Source organism: Cesiribacter sp. SM1 (genome assembly GCF_020178975.1).
Lineage (GTDB): Bacteria > Bacteroidota > Bacteroidia > Cytophagales > Cyclobacteriaceae > Cesiribacter.
In genome coordinates this window covers 217864-239622 of record NZ_JAHXBU010000092.1, presented here as the reverse complement: position 1 = coordinate 239622, position 21759 = coordinate 217864, and the positions used below count along the sequence as shown (strand labels likewise).

At 45.6% G+C, this 21759-nt stretch carries 16 protein-coding genes; 8 read left to right on the top strand and 8 right to left on the bottom strand.

The features are described from left to right. The first annotated feature begins 2 nt into the window (after positions 1-2). From KWJ01_RS20755 to KWJ01_RS20740, 4 genes are all read left to right on the top strand, one after another. The gene (locus tag KWJ01_RS20755) at positions 3-431 is read left to right on the top strand and encodes a response regulator (protein WP_224999030.1); all 429 of its coding nucleotides are present in this window, start codon (positions 3-5) and stop codon (positions 429-431) included. 15 nt (positions 432-446) lie between these two features. Beyond that, positions 447-2291, top strand: coding sequence for a PAS domain S-box protein (locus tag KWJ01_RS20750; RefSeq protein ID WP_224999029.1), 1845 nt, complete (start codon positions 447-449; stop codon positions 2289-2291). A 3-nt stretch (positions 2292-2294) separates the two neighbouring features. Next, positions 2295-2939, top strand: a complete 645-nt coding sequence (locus tag KWJ01_RS20745; RefSeq protein ID WP_224999028.1) for a response regulator transcription factor — start codon at positions 2295-2297, stop codon at positions 2937-2939. A gap of 429 nt (positions 2940-3368) precedes the next feature. Beyond that, positions 3369-4475, top strand: a complete 1107-nt coding sequence (locus KWJ01_RS20740; RefSeq protein WP_224999027.1) for an acyltransferase — start codon at positions 3369-3371, stop codon at positions 4473-4475. Between the two features lie 15 nt (positions 4476-4490). Here the strand turns inward: KWJ01_RS20740 and KWJ01_RS20735 are convergent, their stop codons facing one another. Next, a complete protein-coding gene (locus tag KWJ01_RS20735) occupies positions 4491-5627 on the bottom strand; it encodes an SGNH/GDSL hydrolase family protein (RefSeq protein ID WP_224999026.1) in 1137 nt (378 codons plus the stop codon). Between the two features lie 273 nt (positions 5628-5900). Here KWJ01_RS20735 and KWJ01_RS20730 point away from each other — a divergent pair, with 273 nt between their 5' ends. From KWJ01_RS20730 to KWJ01_RS20715, 4 genes are all read left to right on the top strand, one after another. After that, positions 5901-7721, top strand: coding sequence for a glycoside hydrolase family 15 protein (locus tag KWJ01_RS20730; RefSeq protein ID WP_224999025.1), 1821 nt, complete (start codon positions 5901-5903; stop codon positions 7719-7721). A 543-nt stretch (positions 7722-8264) separates the two neighbouring features. Continuing rightward, positions 8265-11741: a two-component regulator propeller domain-containing protein gene (locus tag KWJ01_RS20725; RefSeq protein ID WP_224999024.1), complete on the top strand. Its 3477-nt coding sequence runs from the start codon at positions 8265-8267 to the stop codon at positions 11739-11741. A 182-nt stretch (positions 11742-11923) separates the two neighbouring features. After that, complete coding sequence (locus KWJ01_RS20720; RefSeq protein WP_224999023.1) at positions 11924-12331, top strand: response regulator; 408 nt, start codon at positions 11924-11926, stop codon at positions 12329-12331. A gap of 315 nt (positions 12332-12646) precedes the next feature. After that, the gene (locus tag KWJ01_RS20715) at positions 12647-14140 is read left to right on the top strand and encodes an IMP dehydrogenase (protein WP_224999022.1); all 1494 of its coding nucleotides are present in this window, start codon (positions 12647-12649) and stop codon (positions 14138-14140) included. 95 nt (positions 14141-14235) lie between these two features. On the opposite strand, the gene KWJ01_RS20710 is transcribed toward KWJ01_RS20715, so the two are convergent. The 7 genes from KWJ01_RS20710 to uxaC all read right to left on the bottom strand — a co-directional run bounded on the left by KWJ01_RS20710 (position 14236) and on the right by uxaC (position 21702). Next, complete coding sequence (locus tag KWJ01_RS20710) at positions 14236-15492, bottom strand: MFS transporter (RefSeq protein WP_224999021.1); 1257 nt, start codon at positions 15490-15492, stop codon at positions 14236-14238. A 54-nt stretch (positions 15493-15546) separates the two neighbouring features. Beyond that, positions 15547-16845, bottom strand: a complete 1299-nt coding sequence (locus KWJ01_RS20705) for a TRAP transporter large permease (protein ID WP_224999020.1) — start codon at positions 16843-16845, stop codon at positions 15547-15549. An 84-nt stretch (positions 16846-16929) separates the two neighbouring features. Then, positions 16930-17424: a TRAP transporter small permease gene (locus tag KWJ01_RS20700; RefSeq protein ID WP_224999019.1), complete on the bottom strand. Its 495-nt coding sequence runs from the start codon at positions 17422-17424 to the stop codon at positions 16930-16932. After that, the gene (locus KWJ01_RS20695; protein WP_224999018.1) at positions 17399-18424 is read right to left on the bottom strand and encodes a TRAP transporter substrate-binding protein; all 1026 of its coding nucleotides are present in this window, start codon (positions 18422-18424) and stop codon (positions 17399-17401) included. Before KWJ01_RS20695 ends, KWJ01_RS20700 begins: the two co-directional genes overlap by 26 nt. A 44-nt stretch (positions 18425-18468) precedes the next feature. Next, positions 18469-19143: a bifunctional 4-hydroxy-2-oxoglutarate aldolase/2-dehydro-3-deoxy-phosphogluconate aldolase gene (locus KWJ01_RS20690; protein ID WP_224999017.1), complete on the bottom strand. Its 675-nt coding sequence runs from the start codon at positions 19141-19143 to the stop codon at positions 18469-18471. A 143-nt stretch (positions 19144-19286) separates the two neighbouring features. Then, positions 19287-20300, bottom strand: coding sequence for a sugar kinase (locus KWJ01_RS20685; protein WP_224999016.1), 1014 nt, complete (start codon positions 20298-20300; stop codon positions 19287-19289). 1 nt (position 20301) lies between these two features. Next, a complete protein-coding gene (gene uxaC, locus KWJ01_RS20680; RefSeq protein WP_224999015.1) occupies positions 20302-21702 on the bottom strand; it encodes a glucuronate isomerase in 1401 nt (466 codons plus the stop codon). Between the last annotated feature and the right edge of the window lie 57 nt (positions 21703-21759).

Genomic DNA, 21759 nt, shown 5'->3' with positions numbered 1-21759 from the left:
TTATGATACTGCTGGTTGAAGATAACCCCAATGATATTGCCCTTACACTACGTGCTTTCAAAAAGCAACAAGCCAATTGTGATGTTGTGGTAGTTCGTGACGGAGCCGAGGCCCTTGACTACCTGTTTTGCACCGGCGATTACCAGGGGCGTGATTTAGATAAAATGCCGGCACTTGTGCTGATGGATTTAAAACTACCGAAGATTGACGGGCTGGAGGTAATCAGAAGAATAAGGGAACATAACAGTACCCGCTTTTTACCTGTAGTAGTACTAACAACTTCAGAAGAAAATACTGACCTGCTGGAGTGCTATTCTCTTGGTATTAACAGTTATATCCGCAAACCGGTAGATTCTGATAATTTCGATCAGGTAATCAGGAACCTGTCGTTGTACTGGCTAAAATTCAATATTACGCCAAAACATTTTTAACAGTAACCAGCCCCTATGCAAAAGCTGAAACTGCTTTTAATAGAAGACTCAGAAAATGATGAACTGCTCCTGCTCAGGGAATTTAACAGGGCCGGGTATAAACTTGAGCACCAGCGGGTACAGTCGGCAGCAGCAATGGCAGCTGCCTTACAGGAACAATCCTGGGATATTGTCATCTCTGATTTCCAGATGCCACAATTCAGCGGCATGGAGGCTTTATCTATTCTCAGTGCAAGTGAACTGGATATTCCTTTCATCATCATATCTGGTGCAATAGGAGAAGAAACCGCAGTAGAGGCTATTCGTTCCGGCGCTACAGATTACCTGATGAAGGAAAACCTTAGCCGCCTGATACCAGCAGTGGAGCGAGCCATGCGTGAAACCAATAACCGAAGGCAGAGAACCCAGGCCGAGCGCAAGCTGGAAGAAATGCGCCTGCGCATGGAAGGTATTATAGCCTCCGCCATGGATGCCATTATTACGGTTAACATAGAGCATGATATTGTTATGTTCAACAGAGCAGCCGAGCAGCTTTTTGAATACAGTGCGGGGCAGGTATTGGGCAAAAACATGAACATGCTGATGCCTGAAAGGTATAGGGGAGATCATAGCAGGCGCGTAAAGGCTTTCAGTGAAACAGATCAGACCAGCCGCATCATGAGCACTGGCTCCTCCAGGGCTTATGGTCTGAAGAGCAGCGGCTTTGAGTTTCCGATAGAAGCTTCCATATCACAGCTGGAAGTAAACGAGCAAAAGTTTTTTACTGTTATCATCAGGGATATAACAGAGCGTATTGGCACTATACAAAAGCTGGCAGAAGAAAAGCAAAGGCTGGAGCTGGCCCTGATTGGTGGAAACCTCGGCATGTGGGACTGGATGGTGCCTTCGGGCAAAGTAGTAATGAATGAGCACTGGGCGGTGATCATGGGTTTTGAACCCGGGGAGTTACAGGATACCATTGAGGGGATAGCCCGGCAGGTTCACCCCGAGGATCAGACTGTTTTCCAGCAGGTGATAGAAGAGTTTTTGCAGAACCCCGGAGGATATTTTCAGCATGAATACCGAACAAAAAACCGGGCAGGTGACTGGCGGTGGGTGCAAACCAGCGGAAAAGTGCTCGACTGGAACCAACAAGGCGAACCTATCCGGGTGGTTGGCACACATCAGGATATAACTGAAAGAAAGTTAACTGCAGAACATATCAGGAGAATAGAAGTAGAAATGCTCAACTTTAAGATAGCAGAGCAACGAAACCAGTCAGGCGCTTTTTTGAGAGGGCAGGAGGAGGAGCGTAAACGTCTTGCCCGGGAGCTTCACGATGGTATTGGCCAGCACCTCAATGTGCTGAAGATACAGCTCTCCATGGAGAAAGCTTCATCAGCAACCAGACAGTCTGTAGATCATATCATCAATGAAATTAACCGTATCAACAACAACCTGATGCCCCTGGTGCTGCAGGATTATGGACTAGAAGCGGGTATTCGCCAGCTGATTGAAAGATTTAAAGGTGTAGGAACAGCAGATTTTTATTACTATTGTGATTTACAGGGAGAAAGGTTCAGCCAGGAGCTTGAGATTGCTGCCTTCAGGATTGTACAGGAAGCTACCGGTAATGCCGTGAAATATGCTGATGCAGCTAATATATCGGTGCAGCTTATAAAACAGGATGAATATTTGCTGATCATGGTGGAGGATGATGGGGTAGGTTTCAGTCCGGCTGAAAAAATGAAGCGCCTGGAAAAAGGCTTTGGGTTACTGAACATGCAATACAGGGCAGAAACGCTGAATGGTAAATTCCTGATTGAAAGCAATCCGGGCAGCGGCTGCCTGGTAAATGTAATACTACCTATCAACAGCTAATCTATGACGGATACAAGTCCGAAAATATCAGTTATTCTGGCCGATGATCATGGCATTGTACGAGAAGGCTTAAAGCTCATATTGCAGCAAAATGCAGGCATCAAAATAGTAGCAGAGGCCTGTAACGGGCTGGAGGCGGTAGGACTTGTAAACCTTCACCAGCCGGATGTGCTGGTGTGTGATATTTCCATGCCTGTAATGAATGGAATAGAAGTAGCCAGGGCACTCTCGCAGCACCAATCGAAAACAAATGTGCTTTTTTTAACCATGCAGGATAAAGAAGAATATATTATGGAAGCCATGCAGGTAGGGGCCATTGGCTTTTTACCCAAAGGAACTGTAAGTGAAGAATTGGTGAAAGCCATACAGGCTGTTGCCAGAGGAAAGGAATATTTCAGTGAATCGGTGTATAGTAAAGCATTCAGGGCCCTGCGCTTGCTGAACCAGAAAACGGAAATAAGGCTAACCCCGAGGGAAACAGAAGTGCTGCAGCTTTTATCTAAAGGACTTAGTACCAAAATGATTGCAGAAAAGCTGGTTGTAAGTGAGTACACCGTATCGAACCACAGGGCCAACCTGCTGCGAAAACTATCTGCTAACAATGTTGCCGAACTGATGAGCAAAGCCCAGGAGCTGGGTTTGCTTTGAATATTAGGAATATGCTGTTGTTTCTTTAAGACCGAAAATCCACTGTATTATCCATACAGGCCGCCTTACACACATAGCCTGCTGGTGTTTTGCATGGTTGAAATATAAATTAGGGAGCGTAACCAATTTAGGCAGATTTAGTATATTTAGCCTGAGTCTATTTTTTAACCTGTTAACCTGATTTTTTAAGATGAGAGTATTTCTGCTTCATACCAATCCCACTCCACCCTGAGCTGTTCCTGATAAACGGGTGGTTCTTCATGTGCAGGATTTATCAAAGATTTTCTGGCTGCTTTAGTGGCTGGCTGTTTCTTGTGGTACATATAATTCCAGGCAATCGCAAATCTTGCTGAAGGGCTAAAACTGCTAAGCGGTGATAACTGCTTATGCTTATGCATACCTCCCTTCATTTTTTCTGGAAATTAATTTATGAATCAGACAAGCAAACCAAAACTGGAGCGGGATTCGAATATTGAGCTGCTGAGAATAGCATTAATGCTGATGATTATTGGTTACCACCTTATTGTGCATGGTGCCAATGTGGGTAGTGGCGGTAATTACGTGATAGAAGATAAATCATCTGTTGCTTATGTTTTGCTTAAAAGCTTCCTGGTAATTGCGGTAAACTGCTTTGTGTTTATCTCTGGCTACTACCGCATTAAATTCAGGATCAGGACTTTTTTAAATATCATTGCGCAGGCCACCTTTTACTCTATGTTGCTTACACTAACAGCAGATTTGCTGTTTTGGGAAAACAACGGCTGGCGATATTACCTGTTTGCTCTATTCCCGGTTTTTGCAGGCACCTGGTGGTTTATAACTGCATACCTGGCACTCTACATCATAAGTCCACTGCTTAACAATGCTATAGATTCTTTTAACAAAGCCCAGTTTTTATTCATCCTCATCAGCATTACCATCATTAATATGGTGGGTGGTTTTATGTTCGATGTAAACTCTGTAGGTGTAAATAATGGGTATTCGGTGCTTAGTTTTGTGCACATTTACCTGCTGGCACAGTTTATTCGTAAATATGCTAACCAGTATATCATCAAAAGCTACTCACCTTCAGTATATATTTTCTCCTCCACCTTATTGTTTCTGCTGGCTTTTATTAGTGTAACGGCACTGGATCAGCGGGGAGTTGTAAGGTTATATGCCTACAACAATCCGCTGGTGTTTATATCGGCAGTATCTTTCTTCTTTATGTTCAAAAGCCTGCAAATTAAAAGCAGGTTTATCAACAGCATATCTCCCTATGTGCTGGGTGTTTACTTCTTTCACGACCACCCGCTCACCAGGGAGTTGCTCGTTAATAATCTGTTTGAGCTAAGCCTGCATTATTCCGGTATTGTTCATTTCATGAGCCTGCTGATCATTACATTGCTGGTGTTTACAGTGGGTGTTCTCGTTGATAAGATCAGGGCATTTCTGTTGATGCCTGTGCTGGATTACCTGATCCTTAGATTTAACCTGCAGAGACTAGACCGGCTCCTTAATTTCAATAAGAAGCATGCCGTGAGCCAAAACACTTAAGAGGCAGGAGCTGAACTACCAGTTCATAACCTCCCTGTAAAAAGGTATAAGCACCTCCGCCATTTTCGCATGGTCCTCTTTATCGGGGTGGTATCCGCAGCCATGTGGTACTATGGAGCTAAAATTGTAAATGCTGATGGGTTTATTGCTACGCCCCTTGCTATTGAAATGCTGCTGAACAGCCAGCAGGCAGTTATAGAAAAGAGTCCCTTTTTCTCCGTTTACCATTGGGCTGGTGAGCAGGCATACCTGTGTTTGTGGGTATTTGTTGTAAACAAGATTTACAAACTCTATATACCGGTTAACAAACCTTGCAGAATCAAATGGCAGCCGTTCCTTTATGCCATCACCATCTGAAAAATCATTGGTACCCAGGCAAATACTTACCAGGTCGGGTGTAAAGCCTGAGAAATCCCACTTTTTTTCACCCCCTGTATTCAGGTACATGTTTTCATAAACATCGGGCATCACTGGTTCGTCGCTGTTCCAGTTACGGTACATGCCTATTCCCGAAACAGAGCTAAGCATATAGCGGGTATTGAGGGCCCTTGCTACCCTGGGTCCGTAAGCCCAGTAAGCATTATGCTGGTCGTACCACAGGCCGGAGTCGCAGGGTACTTCTTTCCAGTCTATGCCCATGCCACAGGTAATTGAGTTGCCGATAAACTCTATGCTGCGCCCGGGGGCAGCCGGCATCTGGTGGAGCTCCTGCGCCTGAACGCCACCAAAGGCAATGTTGCCATTCTGTGCTTCCGTTGCTTTCAGAACTTTCAGTATATGTGTTGCTTCGGTATTACCTGCTAACTGCTGGTTTTTTGCAGAGTCCGGTACACGTATGATGTAAGGCTGCATTGCACTGTTGTCCAGTTTCAGCCTGCCAAGATATTGCCCATCCAGCTCCAGCGATACATAATTATGTTCACCTGCCACATTCAGCTTTTTCAGATAAACCCGGCAGGAATCGCCGCTAAAGGAAAGGCTTACTGAAGAGGCCGATCCTATCAAAACAGGTTCAGCGGGGTTTGCAAAATCGATGCGTCCGGCATAGCGGAGCAGTTCATGTTCGGGATTGTATGACTGAACGCTAACTTCCGGTTGTTGTGCACAGGCAAACATAACAAGGGCTAGCAATAGCAGCAGTGGGTTTTTCATATACAGGGAGTTATAAAAGCATGCCAATAATAATGATTTTCAACAATAATCTGCCTGCCACTAAAAGCTGATCTATAAATTTATCAGCGGGCACTTATCTTCTTACCGTTAGTACTAACATGCTCTGGCAGCTGATTTTCAGCTTTATGTGTAGCTTCGGTGATAAACATTTAACACCGGGATTATATGTTTTAGCTTTGAAAATACGGCGCCCTACATGGCTAATGTCATTCATGTGCAAACACAGAAGCAGAAATAGGGTTTGCCTTTTATATGGAAGACTATCAGCCAATAGAAGATTACGGTGTTATCGGAGATTTGAATTCAGTTGCCCTTGTTAGTGTAAGGGGGTCCATTGATTTTATGTGCTTTCCCGATTTCGATTCACCTACCATTTTTGCTGCATTGCTTGATAAAGACAGAGGCGGTCATTTTAAAATTCACCCCCTAAACGAAAATATCAATCATAAACAGCTTTACCTGCCTGAAACCAATGTACTACTTACCCGCTTTCTGGCAGATGAAGGGGTGGCTGAGATCACTGACTTTATGCCTGAAGAAGAAGCTTATGGAGGCAAGGAGGTTATCCGGAGGCTTTCCTGCATAAAGGGGGAGATGCGGTTTAAAATTGAGTGCTGCCCGCGTTTTAATTATGCACGGGCAAAACATACCACAACGCAGATCAGCAAAAACGAAGTAATATTTACCAGCCAGGAAAGCAGCAGGCTGGTCCTGAGGCTCCTGAGCAGTGTACCCCTTCAGGTCAGAAACGATGATGCACATGCAGAGTTTATACTGCTGCCGGGGGAACATGCCGATTTTATGCTTGAGCAAGTAGATCACAGAACGCCCATAGAGCGTGATTTCAATGCCTTTGTTGAACAAAGCCTGCTGGATACCATCCATTACTGGAAAGACTGGACAGATAAGTGTAATTACCGGGGCCGCTGGATGGAAATGGTGCACCGCTCTGCACTGGTACTTAAACTGCTTACCTCTTACCGTTTCGGATCTATAGTAGCCGCACCAACCTTTGGCTTGCCGGAAGAGATTGGCGGTGTCCGGAACTGGGATTACCGTTACACCTGGATCCGCGATGCTTCCTTTACAGTTTATGCCCTAATTAACCTTGGCTATAAGAAAGAAGCATCGGCTTTTATGAAATGGGTGGAAAAGCAGTGCGATGACATAGGCGATGCAGGGTACCTGCGCCTGATGTACACCATAGACGGCAGAAAAGACCTGGAAGAAATTGAGCTGAAACACCTGGAGGGTTACCGCAAAACAAAGCCTGTACGCATAGGAAACGGAGCCTATAACCAGATTCAGCTGGATATTTATGGAGAACTCCTGGATGCTGTATATCTCTACGATAAATATGTAGAGCCTATTTCTTACCGATTCTGGAAAAACCTATCCCGGCAGGTAGACTGGGTGTGTAACAACTGGCACAGAGAAGACGAAGGAATATGGGAAGTAAGAGGAGGGAAGCGGCAGTTTTTATACTCCCGCTTATTATGCTGGGTAGCCATAGACAGGGCCATGCGCATAGCCGATAATCATTCCTATCCGTTGCCCCCGCACTGGCAACAGGAGCGTGATAAGATCTTCTACGATATACACGAGAATTTCTGGGATGAAGAATTACAGGCATTTGTTCAGTACAAAGGTGCCAAAACCGTAGATGCAGCCACGCTGCTGATGCCGATTATCCGCTTTATCAGCCCAACAGATCCGCAGTGGCTCTCTACGCTTAAGAGAATAGAGGATGAACTGGTTTCTGACTCACTTGTGTACCGTTACAGGCCCGATGAATCAATTGAAGGGTTGAGCGGGGGCGAGGGCACCTTTTCTATGTGTACTTTCTGGTATGTTGAATGCCTGGCTCGTGCCGGGCATCTGGATAAAGCTACCTTATTCTTCGAAAAAATGATTGGTTATGCTAACCACCTGGGCCTGTATGCAGAACAGCTGGGTGTAAAAGGGGAGCATCTTGGTAATTTTCCGCAGGCATTTACTCACCTGGGCCTGATAAGCGCCGCCCTTAGCTTAAACCATGAAATTAACAAAAAGCGTGGCAATGCAGAGCTTTAACAAGAGTGCATTTATGCTTATGATCAGCTGTTTTGTTAAATGTATTCAGATTTATATGATTTAAGAATAGTAACGTTGAGCATAGAAATTTTCTGGATAAGCATTTTAACAATAGGCTTTTATAACATTGGCAGCAGAATAGGAAAAGAATATCATGGTGTTGAAACATCATTTGTTTTGTAGAATACAGCTCATTTCCATCTTATTCTTTTGTGATATTTAATAATATTTTAATCGTCTGAATCATAGAAAATTACCTCACAGTAAGGCATTTTGTTTAGGTGTAGCTGCTCTATTAAGCGATTAGTCTCCACAACAAGCTACATATGTTGTTGTTAAATCACTAAACATAATTTTGATCTGTAGAGTCTTTATGTAGCAACATCAATTGTTATAATCCTGATGGTTTACCATCAGACTATGATGATTACTGTTGAAGTATGGCAGAAACATTACACCTTTTCTTGCTGCATCATCTATCTCGAACTTGGCTTACAGCAATATTTAGAATAATTTTCTAAAGTTGCCGTCCATAACGACATCATGTACAGGATCTGCCATATCTCTCAGCTATATAAAATAATCTTCTTAGGCCTTCTTGCCTGCTTTATTAGTAGGCAGGGGAACAGTCAGTTTTTAAAGTTCGACTTTGAAAGCTACAGTAAAGCCAATGGTCTTTCACAAAACCAGGTTTTTTCTATTGTTCAGGATAAACAGGGCTTTATGTGGTTTGGTACCGAAGACGGGCTCAACCGCTTCGACGGATACGATTTCAAAATTTACAGGCACAGTGATAAAGACCCACAGTCAATCATCAGCAGTACCATCCGTACTCTGTATGTTGATGACGACAGTTCTATCTGGATTGGAACAGACAAAGGCGTATGCCGTTACTACCCTGAAACTGATTTTGTTGAACACTTTCCCATTGATTTTACAGATGAAACAAAGTTAAATGGCACCTATGTTAGTGCCATTAAAAAACATCCGGATGGCAGCCTCTGGATCTCCTACATAGGCAGTGGTATTGATATTATACAGCCTGGCAAAAAAGAGATATTTCATTATACCATTCACAGGGAAGATGAATACAAGCTTGCAAGCGATATGGTTTCTGCCATACAATTTATGCCTGGTGGTTTTACCTTAGTGGGTACTTATGTAGGTATACAGGTAATAGATCCTCTGGGGCTTGTGCTTAGTGAATCGGATGCAGTACAAAAATATCCCTGGATTAATACTATTGATGGTTCTGTGAGGGTGATGAACCTTACTGGTAATGGCAGTCAGGTATGGATAGGAACAGAGGTAGGCGGTCTTTACCGGGTTGATCTAAAATCCGGTGCTGTACAGAATTTTGGTACCAGCAACAGTGAGTTAACCTCTAATGATATACTTTCTGTTGTGGAAGATTCACATGGCAATGTGTGGATAGGCAGTGATGCCCTCTATATTTTCGATAGGAAACAACAAAAGCCTGTTTGGTATAACACCAATGGCATGTATGTTAAAAGCCACACCACTGCAATTTTCGAAGACAGGGAGCAAAACCTTTGGATAGGCACCTCCCGGATGGGCATCCGCAAGTTTAATCATCTGGACACACAGCTACGGCATTACCATTCTAACCAGGGCGAAAACAGTATTAAGAGCGATGAAATTCTGGCATTCGACCAGGATGATGCCGGCTACCTATGGGTGGGCACCGGTGGGGCAGGGCTTCATCAGATGCTCAAGAACCGCAAGGGCTTCGAGCTATCAGAAATTAATGCACACTTACATTCACTGGTAATCAAAACCATTTATAAAGATAAGCAGGGTTACTTCTGGATGGGTGGCTGGAATGCAGGGCTGATCAGGTACCATCCCAAAACAAAAAGCCTGGAGCAGTACCACCCGAATAATGGCGGTTTGCCCAACAGGCATATCTGGGATATAGCAGGCGACCAGCAGGGAAACCTATGGCTGGGCACCCTGCGTAACGGACTTTGCAGGTTTACTCCCGCCAGCGGGGAGTACAAGTATTATAAATACATTCCTGGTGATACAACTGCTCTTGTGAATGACGATATTCAGGCTTTACATATTGATAAAAGAGGAATACTATGGATAGCCACCAGCAACGGCCTTAGTATTATGTACCCGGGCTCTGAAAAATTTTCAAATTCACTGAAGTTTAAATCAAACACCCCGAATCATATTTCCAACAGTGTTTTGCAGTGCATTTATGAAGATGCAGCGGGAAGAATATGGCTGGGCACCAAAGGCGGTGGCATCACGATAGTAAACCTTATCAACCAAAAGCTTGTGGTTGAAAAAGTGATCGGTGAAAAGGATGGTCTTCCCAGTAACACGGTACAAGCTATACAGGCAGATGCAAATAATGATGTATGGGTGAGTACTACTGCCGGCATTGTAAGAATCACAGCAAGCGATCTGCAGAACATTATATATAAACCAGTCATAGACCTTCAGGGTACAGAGTTTCTTGCAAATTCAAGCTTCAGATCTTCAGATGGTACTATGTTTTTTGGCGGCCCAAATGGCTTTTATACTTTTCACCCCGACAGCCTGGACCTGAACCCTAAAAAAGTTAAAGTTCAGTTTACGGCTCTGCAGGTGATCAATGATCAGATCGTACCATCAAAACTTTACAGGGGCAGGAAAATACTGGAGCGATCAATTAGCCAAACGGAGGAACTGGATCTTTCTTACGAAGATTACTCCTTTACCCTCCACTTTTCACCAGTTACCTACAACCAGCAAAAAAGCATCAGCTACGCTTATTTTCTGGAGAACCTCGATAGTGAGTGGCAGTACACCACATCAGAAAGAAGGTTTGTGCACTACACCAACCTGGCCCCCGGCAATTATGTACTGAAAGTAAAAGCCTCTTACGATGGTGTTAACTGGCCCGAAGAAGCCAAAATATTAAAGATCAATATTGCCGCCCCCTGGTGGGAAACTGCCTGGTTCAGGATTGGCGTACTGGTACTGATTGCCTCCCTGCTCTACAGCATATACAAGGTGCGGGTTAGCTTTTTCAAGCAACAGCAAAAGAAGCTGGAAGCCCTGGTGTCTTTGCGAACTGCAGAGCTGAAAAAATCTAACCTGGAGGTTAACAATCTGCTGAAGGAGGTTGCCGAGCAGAAGCACAGCATAGAACATCAGAACGATGAGCTGCAGGAGATCAACGAAGAACTGTGCTCTCAGCGTGATGCACTGGAAAGCACACAGTTTAAACTGCGGGAAATTAATGCCAGCCTGGAGTCACTGGTTGATAAACGGACACAGTCGCTGAACAATAGTGTACATGAGCTTGAAACCTTCCTGTACAGGGCCTCCCACGATTTACGCGGACCAATCTCCAGTATGCTTGGCCTGTTGATGGTTTCAAAGATGGAAGGAAAAGATGCATTGCTTGATACTACTTATGCAGAACTCTTCAGTAAGGCAGTGCTGAAGCTTGAGCGTACCCTTCAGAAACTTTTACAGAAATATACCATTCAGAAGGACAGTGTCTCCTATGAGTTCTTCTCTAAAAGCTCTTTAACAGATCTGTTAGAAGAAGTTATAGAAGATATCAGGTCCTTCCGTAAAGATGATTTCGAGGTAATGATAGAAGATGGCCTTCTGTTCGAAACAGACCGCAAGCTAATGTACATCTTGTTGCTTAGCCTGTTAGAAAACGCCTTCCTCTACAGCGAAAAGAGTAAAAATAGAAAGGTATCACTGGAGATAAAGCAGTGTGCCAGCAACGTTATCATCAGGGTTACAGACCATGGCGTTGGCATCAGGCAGGAGCTTAAAGATAAGATATTTACCATGTTCTTTAGGGGGAGCGTACACTCCAATGGGAATGGACTGGGGCTGTACCTGGTAAAATGTGCCCTTGAAAAGCTGAACGGAACAGTAGAGCTCGAATCAGAAGATGGTGCGTTTTCCAGATTTACTGTTCACCTGCAGGCAAATGCTGTAAAACCTGTTTCGTCATTGGTTTTGCATGAATCAGAAAGCTAATGCTTTAACACAAAGGTCTTGCCGATACCCGTATTCAGGCATCTGAAAGAGGCAGCTGCTTGGCAGCTAATAGTGGCTGCAGCAGCACAGCTTTATTTTATTCATATAGGGTAGATATCACAAAAAATCAGCCTTACTAAATTCAAATTCTTTTTTTTTATTCTTTTAGATTAAATTTCCGCATGGCAAAATTAAGCTCTATACTACTGGTCGACGATGATGCGGCGGCTAACTTTATCAACCAGTTGCTGCTCAGGGACATGGTGGATCCGGGAAATCTGCTGATAGCGCAGAATGGAGAAGAAGCCCTAAGCCTGCTTGTTGGGATGATTAGAAATAATACCTCTTTGCCAGCTCTTATTTTACTGGATCTTAACATGCCCGTAATGGATGGCTTTGAGTTTCTGGAGGCTTACAAAGAGCTGGATCTGAATGGCATGCCACGGCCTCTAATTGCCGTGCTAACCACCTCCATGAATCCGCGGGACGTGAAGCGGGTACAGGATCTGGGAATCTTTGATTTCATCAACAAGCCACTCTCACCGAAAACAGTTACTCAGCTAATCGAAAAAAGTCTAGTGAAGAGCTGATATCAGCTGTGCAGCCTGATGCTTAAGCTGCGTTACAATTTTTTTTACTTTCCATAAAAAATTTCCGTCTCCGATTTACCATGTAGGCATAAAAATGCAGCAAGGCTGAATTCTGCTATAGATTTGTTTGTTAACCAATCTATAGCAGAGACTTAGCGCATACATAGGTTTAAAAACTAAAAACTGCCAGAAGCCGCGCATGCAGCAGTAGTCCAAACACTCATGGCCGACCTGGCATTGAAACAGGGCAAAAAAGTGCATAGAGCTAAAGTACTGTTGCTATAATCACTATCTTCGAACAATTTTTAAAAGTGCATGGCAATTTATATAAACGAAGTTTCCAGAACGTTTGGTGAGTACCTGCTCATACCAGGCTTAACCACTAAGGAGTGCATTCCACCCAATGTAGTGCTGAAGACACCTTTGGTGAAATTCAGAAAAAATGAGCAATCAGCCATTGAACTGAACATACCGTTTGTGTCTGCCATCATGCAGTCGGTATCGGATCATAATCTGGCAATTGCTCTGGCCAGGAGCGGGGGCCTGTCTTTCATATTTGGTTCGCAGCCTATCGACAGCCAGGCAGATATGATTCGCAGGGTAAAGAAGTTTAAATCTGGTTTTGTGATCAGTGATGCAAATCTTAAGCCTGAAGATACACTAAGGGATATACTGGCCCTGAAAGCCAGAACTGGTCACTCTACTGTTGGGGTTACCGAAGATGGCTCGCCTAATGGTAAGTTTCTGGGAATTGTAACCAGCCGCGACTACCGCATCAGCAAAGACGGGGCAGATAAAAAAGTTAAAGACATCATGACTCCCATACAAAAACTGGTAGTAGGGGAGTTAGGCATCAGCCTTACAGAGGCAAATGACCTTATCTGGGAGAATAAGTTAAACAGCCTGCCCATCATCGATAAAAACCAGCACCTGCAGTACTTTGTTTTCAGAAAAGATTACGAAAACCACAAGGATAATCCGCTGGAGCTGTCTGACGAGAGCAAGAAGCTTTTAGTAGGTGCAGGCATCAATACAAAAGATTATAAGGAACGGGTACCCAGCCTGATAGAAGCCGGGGTGGATGTGCTATGTGTAGATTCATCAGATGGTTTCTCAGAGTGGCAGCGCGAAACCATTGAATGGGTAAAGGCACAGTACCCGGGTGCAAAAATAGGCGGTGGTAACATTGTTGATGCAGAAGGCTTTCGTTACCTGGTAGAGGCCGGTGCCGATTTTGTAAAAGTAGGCATTGGCGGTGGTTCTATTTGTATCACCAGGGAACAGAAGGGCATTGGCCGCGGCCAGGCTACAGCCCTGATGGAAGTATCCAGTGCCAGGGATGCTTATTTTGAGGAAACCGGTGTATATGTGCCCCTTTGTTCTGATGGTGGCATAGTACACGATTACCATATGGTACTTGCGCTTGCCATGGGAGCAGATTTTCTGATGATGGGCCGCTACTTTGCCCGCTTTGATGAAAGCCCTACCAAAAAACTGATGGTGGGTAACAACTATGTGAAAGAATACTGGGGTGAAGGCTCCAACAGGGCGCAGAACTGGCAGCGGTACGATTCTGGCGGCAGCGATTCACTTAAATTCGAAGAAGGGGTGGATAGTTACGTTCCCTATGCAGGTAAGCTCAAAGACAACCTGAATACCACGCTTAGCAAAATAAAAGCAACCATGTGCAGCTGCGGTGCCATTACCATACCGGAGCTTCAGGAAAAGGCAAAGATTACCCTGGTGTCTTCTACCAGCATTGTAGAGGGCGGGGCACACGATGTTATACTGAAAGAAACAGCAGGCTGATCATCCAGCCCCCTGCAACATTTAGATGCCAGTAAGCCAGCAACAGCTTACTGGCATTTTTTATTTTAGGTGGGCTAAGTGCATAATCAGGGCTACTAAGCTGTAGCCGCTTTAAGCCTGAAGTTCCAGAAAATGGTGATAACAAGATAAGCTGCTGCAACGGCAAATACCATCTCAAAGCTTAAGCCTGCATCGAGCAGAAAACCAAAAGCAGCCGGTCCAAGTGCTGTGCTTACAACCATCAGGGCAGAAAACAAGCTGCGGACTGTACCAAGAAATTCAACGCCAAACATCTCTGCCTGCAGTGCAGATTTTACTGTATTGCCCACCCCACTGGAAACCCCCACCAGCACAAAGAATACTGGTGTAACCCAGCGGCTGTCAAAAAAGAAGATCAGCATAGTTGCCATGAGCAGGGGTAAAAGGAAGTAAGGGAATAAATGCCTGGCAGAGAGTGTGTCGGTCCATTGCCCTGCGAGCAGTACACAAACGGCACTGGCTATGGCATAACCGGTAAAGGATAACGCTACCCATTCTGCAGACCAGCCTTTTGATGCTCCCAGCGGAAGCTGGTAAAAGAAAATAGCGGTATTCAGAAAAGGCATGGCAAGTACGCCCGGCGCAATGTACCAGAAGGCTTTGCTGCTTAGTATAGTACGGTAAGTAGATGACTTTTTAACTGGCACTTTTGTAGCAGCGCCACCCATAGCTTTGGTTGTAGTGGTGGTACTGGTATTTAATGTGCTCTCTCTAAACGCAGCAGGATCGGTAGTAACATCCTTAAGCAGGTAGGCTACCAATAGAGGTAATACCAGTGCCAGCAGAAGTGCAGATAGCAGCAGTGTATTACGCCAGCCCAGCTCCTGTATGCTAATGGCGATCAGTATCGGGAACAGAGCACCACCGGCAGCATGCCCCAGCGTAGCCAGGCTAATGGCCTTGCCGCGGGCATCTGTAAAGTAACGGGCCATGGTGGTAACAGCAGTATGGCTCATCAGGCCCTGGCCAGCCAGACGCATACCCCAGAGCCCTGCCCCAAGCCAGATGATATGACTGGCCTGGGAAAACACCAGCAGCGAAAGGCACAAACCTGCTATTACCAGCCAGCTAAAGGTGCGAAGGTCAGCCTGGTCAATAAAACTGCCCAGCCAGGTAAGGCAAAAAGCACTTATGAGTGTAGCTATGGCATACAGGCTGCCAAAGCTTGCGTTGGTAATACTAAACTCCCGGAGCACCTCAGGCACAAACAGCGAAACAAAGAATGTTTGCCCGAAGCTGGAAAAAAAAGTTAGTAAGAAGCCAAAAAGAACAAGGTTTCTGTTCTGGTTAAAAAAATTGATCCAGGATCGCATGTAAAGTATTCTGCGGCACTCAGAGCCTTATGTTAAAGACTGCAAGTATAAGCCTTATAAGCCGAAAATGCTGGGTAACCAAAGGCTTAATGCTGGAATGTAAGTAACCAGTAGCAGTGCTATAACCATGGCAATGAATAGCGGAATAAGGGGCTTTATGACCTTACTGATGCTGATGTTAGCGATACCGCAGCCTACAAACAATACGCCTCCTACAGGTGGTGTACAAAGACCAATGCAGAGGTTCAGTACCATGATAATACCAAAATGGGTAGGATCTACCCCCAGCTTGGTCACCACCGGTAAAAATATAGGCGTAAAAATAAGTACCGCCGGTGTCATGTCCATAAAAATCCCAACAAACAGCAGGATCATGTTGATAATGATGAGCACTACTATTTTGTTGTCGCTGATCGACAGCAGGGCATCACTCACACCCTGTGGAATATTCTCGAATGACATAACCCACGACATGCCCATAGAGGTACCAATCAGCAGCATTACGATAGCCGTAGTGATAACGGTTTGAATAAGAATGTCGGGCAGATCTTTAACACCTACCTGGCGGTATACAAGCATGGAAAGCACTAACGTATAGAGCACGGCAATGGCAGATGCTTCCGTAGCCGTAAAAATGCCGGCAATAATGCCACCTATTACAATTACCAGCAACAGCAGGCTGGGCAGGGCATCCAGAAACTTTTTAAATACCTCGCCAATACTTACCCGGTCGCCCACGGGGTACTTATTCTTATATGCAATAAAACCTGCTACCAGCATCAGGGCAAGGCCTACTAAAAGACCGGGTATATAACCTGCAATAAAGAGTGCTGCGATAGAAACACCGCCACTGGCAAGTGAGTACACAATAAGAATGTTACTGGGCGGAATGATCATGCCTGTAGTGGCAGAGGTAATGTTAACGGCAGCACTAAATGACCTGGAGTAGCCTTCTTTTACCATTCTTGGGTTCATGATGCCCCCAATGGCAGAAGCAGCCGCTACTGCAGATCCAGAAATGGCTCCGAACAGCATACAGGCCAGAATGTTAACATATGCCAACCCGCCGGGCAGGGTACCCACCAGTCCTTTGGCAAAATCGATGAGCCGTGTAGCAATGCCGCCCCTGTTCATGAGCTGGCCTGCCAGGATAAAGAAAGGGATGGCCAGCAGGGCAAAACTATCCAGTGCTGTAGCCATTCGTTGTGCAAGTGTTGTAAAGGCCGGTTCAGGCGCTATGCTTACGAGCATGGTAAGCAGGGCAGAAATGCCAATAGAAAACGCAATGGGCACACCTATGGCAAGTAAAATGATAAAACTTACCACCAGTACAATCACTTCCAGAAATTCCATAAAAGGCTTTAGGTTAGTCCAGGTTTTAAAAATTTTGGTTGATAATCAGCATTGCCTCTTGTTACCGCACAAAAGGAGGCTTCTCTAAAACATCTCTTTCCCCAAATCTTCAGGATCGGGTGTCCTGATGAAAAGATTGGCGAAGCTATAGTAAAAGATCAGTACACCGCTTAGGGGCAATACACTGTAGATGTAGCCCAGCGGTATGTTCAGCGTGGCTGATGTCTGCTCAAGGGTAAGGGTAATGTACACCAGCTTAATGCCTCCCCATATCATTACCAGCAGCGCAAAGGCTGCTACCAGCATATTGATAAGGATGTTGAGGTTTCTTTCTTTCTTACCGGTAAGCTTGGCGGGTAAAATATCAATAGCAAGGTGCAGCTTTTTGCCTGTTACATAGCTGGCACCAAGCAGGCCTACCCATATCAGCAGGTAACGCGCAAGCTCATCAGTAAAAGAACTGGGCGAGGGCATCAGGTAGCGCGATGCTACCTGCCACAATACATTGAGGGTCATCAGGCTCATTAAAGCCACCAGCACCCAGAATAATAGCTTATCTATCAGCTGTCGGAGCATCATAACTTATATCACTAGGGGTATTTTCTATAGCCTGTATCTTCTGCATGATTGAATAGATCACCGGCTCATCTTTGAACGCCTCGTACATCTGCTCAACCTTTTCTGCAAATGGTTCTTTGGGCGGGGTGCTCACAGTTACTCCGGCCTTTATAACAGCCTCCAGTGCCTCCGCTTCTGCTTCAGCCCATAGTTTGCGCTGTACCACCACAGATTCTTCTGCTGCTTCCTCGATCCACTGCTGCTCCTGCGGAGTTAGCCTGTCCCACACAATGGTGCTGATCAGCAGTATATCCGGTACCATGGTGTGCTCGTTCAGTGAATAGTACTTACACACTTCGTAATGCCGGGAGAGGTAAAAGCTGGGAGAATTATTTTCTGCGCCATCTACCACACCTTGCTGCAGTGCAGTATACAGCTCACCCCAGGAAATAGGCGTTGCAGCGCCACCGAAACTTCTCACCATATTTATGGCAGTAGGGCTGTCCTGCACCCTTATTTTCATGCCCTGCAGATCACCCGGTTCATCAATAGGCTTATTTACAGAGTAAAAGCTGCGGCTGCCGGCATCATAATAAGCCAGACCTCTTAGCCAGTATTTTTCTCCTTTTGTAAGCAGGTCCTGACCTATGCTGCCATCCAGCACCCGGTAGTAATGTTCCTTGTCTTTAAAAATATAAGGAATGCTGAGCACCTTAAAATCAGGTGAAAAGCTCTCCATAACGGCTGCAGAAACCTTAGTCATGCCAATGCTGCCAATTTGCAGCAGCTCCAGGCACTCGCGCTCGCTACCCAGCTGGGCGTTCGGGTAAACCTCCAGCGTTAGCTTGCCGCCGGACTTTTCCTTTACCCGTTCTGCCATAAAGAGCATGGCATGATGCACTGGGTGGGAGGTGTCGAGTGAGTGAGCTAATTTTACTTCTCTTTTTTCTGATATTTCCTTGCAGGATGCCAGCGGAAGTAACAATCCAAAAAGGCAAAGCCGCAGCAAATAGTGTAGCAAACGTTTGTTGGTTGGTACAGACCTGTTAATTATGATGTTAAGCATTATTTCCCCCTCACTTTTTTAATGATGTTCATGGCAGCGCTTGTCAGTTCCTGCAGCCTCGAAAATTCCCTGTTAGCAATTAGCTCTTTGCTGATGAGCTGCGATCCCATGCCTACACAATGTACACCTGCCTTAAACCATGCCTTCAGGTTTTCTTCTGTGGGCTCTACACCACCGGTAGGCATTATGCTGGTCCAGGGGCATGGCCCTTTTACGGCCGCCACATACTGGGGGCCGCCCACCTGCTGGGCCGGGAAGATTTTTACCACCTCGGCACCCAGCTCTTCGGCCTCTGAAATTTCCGATAGCGTAGCACAACCCGGCGACCACATGATCTTACGGCGGTTGCACACTTTGGCTATATCAGGGTTAAGCACAGGAGATACAATAAAATCGGCACCTAGCTGAATATATAATCCGGCAGTAGGCGCATCTACTACTGAGCCTGCACCCAGCATCATATCAGGAAACTGGCTGCGGCTGTATTTTACCAGCTCAGCAAAAGTTTCGTGTGCAAAGTCACCGCGGTTAGTATATTCAAACACACGCACACCACCACCATAACAGGCTTTGAGCACTTCTTTGCATATTTCAGGATCGGCATGATAAAACACTGGTACCATACCGGTTTCTGCCATCTTTAAGCTTACTTCTATTCTGCTAAACTTTGCCATTGTTATTGAATATGCTATTGTGCTGATTTTCTTTTTGCAGTTGTGTTAATTCTGTTAAGTCAAAGTGATAACGAGAGCAGGTGAAAAGTATTTATGAGCCCTTCACTTCTTTTCTATGTTATCTGATTTCTTTCTTCTGATTTCTACCGCACCAGCCTGCCCGAAGTGTTGCCTGCCAGCAGGGTTTCCACTTCCTCAACGGTAGCAAGGTTGGCGTCTTCCAGTATGGTATGTTTTAATACCGAAGCCGCCACACCAAAATCAAGTGCTTTCTGATCGTTCTGGTATGCCAGCATACCATAAATTACGCCTGCGATAAAAGCATCGCCACCGCCTATTCTGTCTACTATAGGGTTGATATCATAGGTGGTGGTGCGCAACATACGCTCACCATCATAAAGATTGCCCGACAGTGTGTTGTGTGTGGCACTGACAGAGCCCCTGCTGGTGTTAACGATCTTCCTGATATTAGGAAAGCGGTCCATGATCTGGCGTGCTACCGATATTTCAACTTCTTCATCAGAAGCACCATTTCCCTTGATATTTAGGATATCTTTAGCATCACCTTTGCCGGCAACAATCAGGTCACATCCCGTAATCAGTTCAGGCATTACATCCTGCACCGACTTACCCCATTGCCAGAGGTTTTTGCGGTAGTTTATATCGGCAGAAACTGTAATGCCCTTCTGGCGTGCTGCATCAATTGCAGCTTTACAACAGGCGGCAGCACCTGCAGAAATAGCAGGGGAGATCCCCGTCCAGTGAAACCAGCCGGCTCCTTCAAAAACCTGGTCCCAGTCTATCATAGCGGGTTCAAGCCCTGAAAAGGCGGAGTGGGAGCGGTCGTAAATCACCTTGCTGGCCCGCACACTGGCACCGGTTTCCAGGAAATAAATGCCTATGCGGTCGCCGCCAAAAAGCACATGGCTGGTATCTACACCCCATTTTTTTAGCAGGTTGGTGGCAGCTTTGCCCAGCTCGTTATCCGGAAAACGGGTAACATGGGCTGCCGGTACACCAAACTGTGCAAGCGAAACAGCTACATTGGCTTCGCCGCCTCCATAGGTGGCATCGAAATGGGTAGATTGCACCACCCGCGCATATCCTGGCGTAGACAGGCGCAGCATTACTTCGCCAAACGTTACTACCTTTTTCATATTAAAATTTGAAAAAACCTTTGGCGTTGTTGTAGCAGATGTTCTCTACCATTTGTCCGATCCATGCCATTTCACTTGCAGGCAGTTCGCCGTTTTCAACATCATTACCAATCAGGTTGCAGAGCGTTCTTCGGAAATAATCGTGGCGGGGATAGGAGAGAAAGCTCCTGGAGTCGGTAAGCATGCCTACAAAGCGGCTAAGCAGCCCCATATTAGACAATGCGTTCATTTGCTTCTCCATACCATCTTTCTGATCCAGGAACCACCATGCCGATCCATACTGGATTTTACCGGGTGTGCTGCCGTCGTTGAAGTTACCAATCATGGTAGCATACAACTCGTTATGGCTGGGATTCAGGTTATAAAGGATGGTTTTTGCCAGCTGGTTTGTATTATCCAGCTTATCCAGGAATCTTGAAAGTGAGCGTGCCACATCAAAATCTCCGATGGAATCAAAACCTGTATCAGGGCCAAGCTCCCGCATCATGCGTGTGTTATTGTTACGCAGGGCACCAATGTGAAATTGCTGTGTCCAGCCTTTTTGCTGATCCATGAGTGCCATTTCATATAGCATGGCAGATTTAAACTTCAGGGCTTCGGCAGCACTGATGCTTTCTTTCTTCAGCCCCTTTTCAAAGATCTTCCTGATTTCCTCATCGGTGTAATCTTCTGCATAAAGGGTTTCCAGTCCGTGGTCGGAGAGGCGGCAACCCTGCTCATGGAAAAAGTCGTGCCGTTGCCTGAGCGCATCCAGCAGCTGCTGAACATTGCCAATGGATATACCGGATGCTGCCTCAAGCTGCTGCAGGTAGGGAAGAAAAACCTCTGGCTGCTCTACAGCAAGCACTTTATCGCAGCGGAAGGTAGGCAGCACCTTAATATCGAAACCTTCTTCTTTCAGGCTGCGGTGGTGTTTAAGGTCACTTATTGGATCGTCGGTGGTGCAGATTACCTCTACCTTCATTTTGCGCAATATGCTGCGAACTGAGAAAGCATCTGTCTGCAGCATACCGGTACAGGCCTCATACACCTCACGGGCAGTTTCGGGCTTCAGGATCGTTTCTATGCCAAAGGGATTCTTTAGCTCCATGTGCGTCCAGTGATAAAGCGGGTTGCGCATGGTGTAAGGCACGGTTTGTGCCCACTTCTCAAATTTCTCCCAGTCTGAGGCATTTCCGGTGCAATATTTTTCGGCTACACCATTGGTGCGCATGGCGCGCCATTTATAATGATCACCCTCCAGCCATATTTTCGTAAGGTTCTCAAACTTGCGGTCTGAGGCGATATCTTCAGGAGGTAAGTGGCAGTGATAATCTATGATGGGCATGTTTTTAGCATGCTCGTGGTATAGCTGTTGTGCAGTTTTTGTCTGGAGTAGAAAATTATCGTCTATGAAAGACATAGTGCTGGTTTTATGCAAAGAATTCTTTTGGCTTTCAAGATACATAAGATATATAAT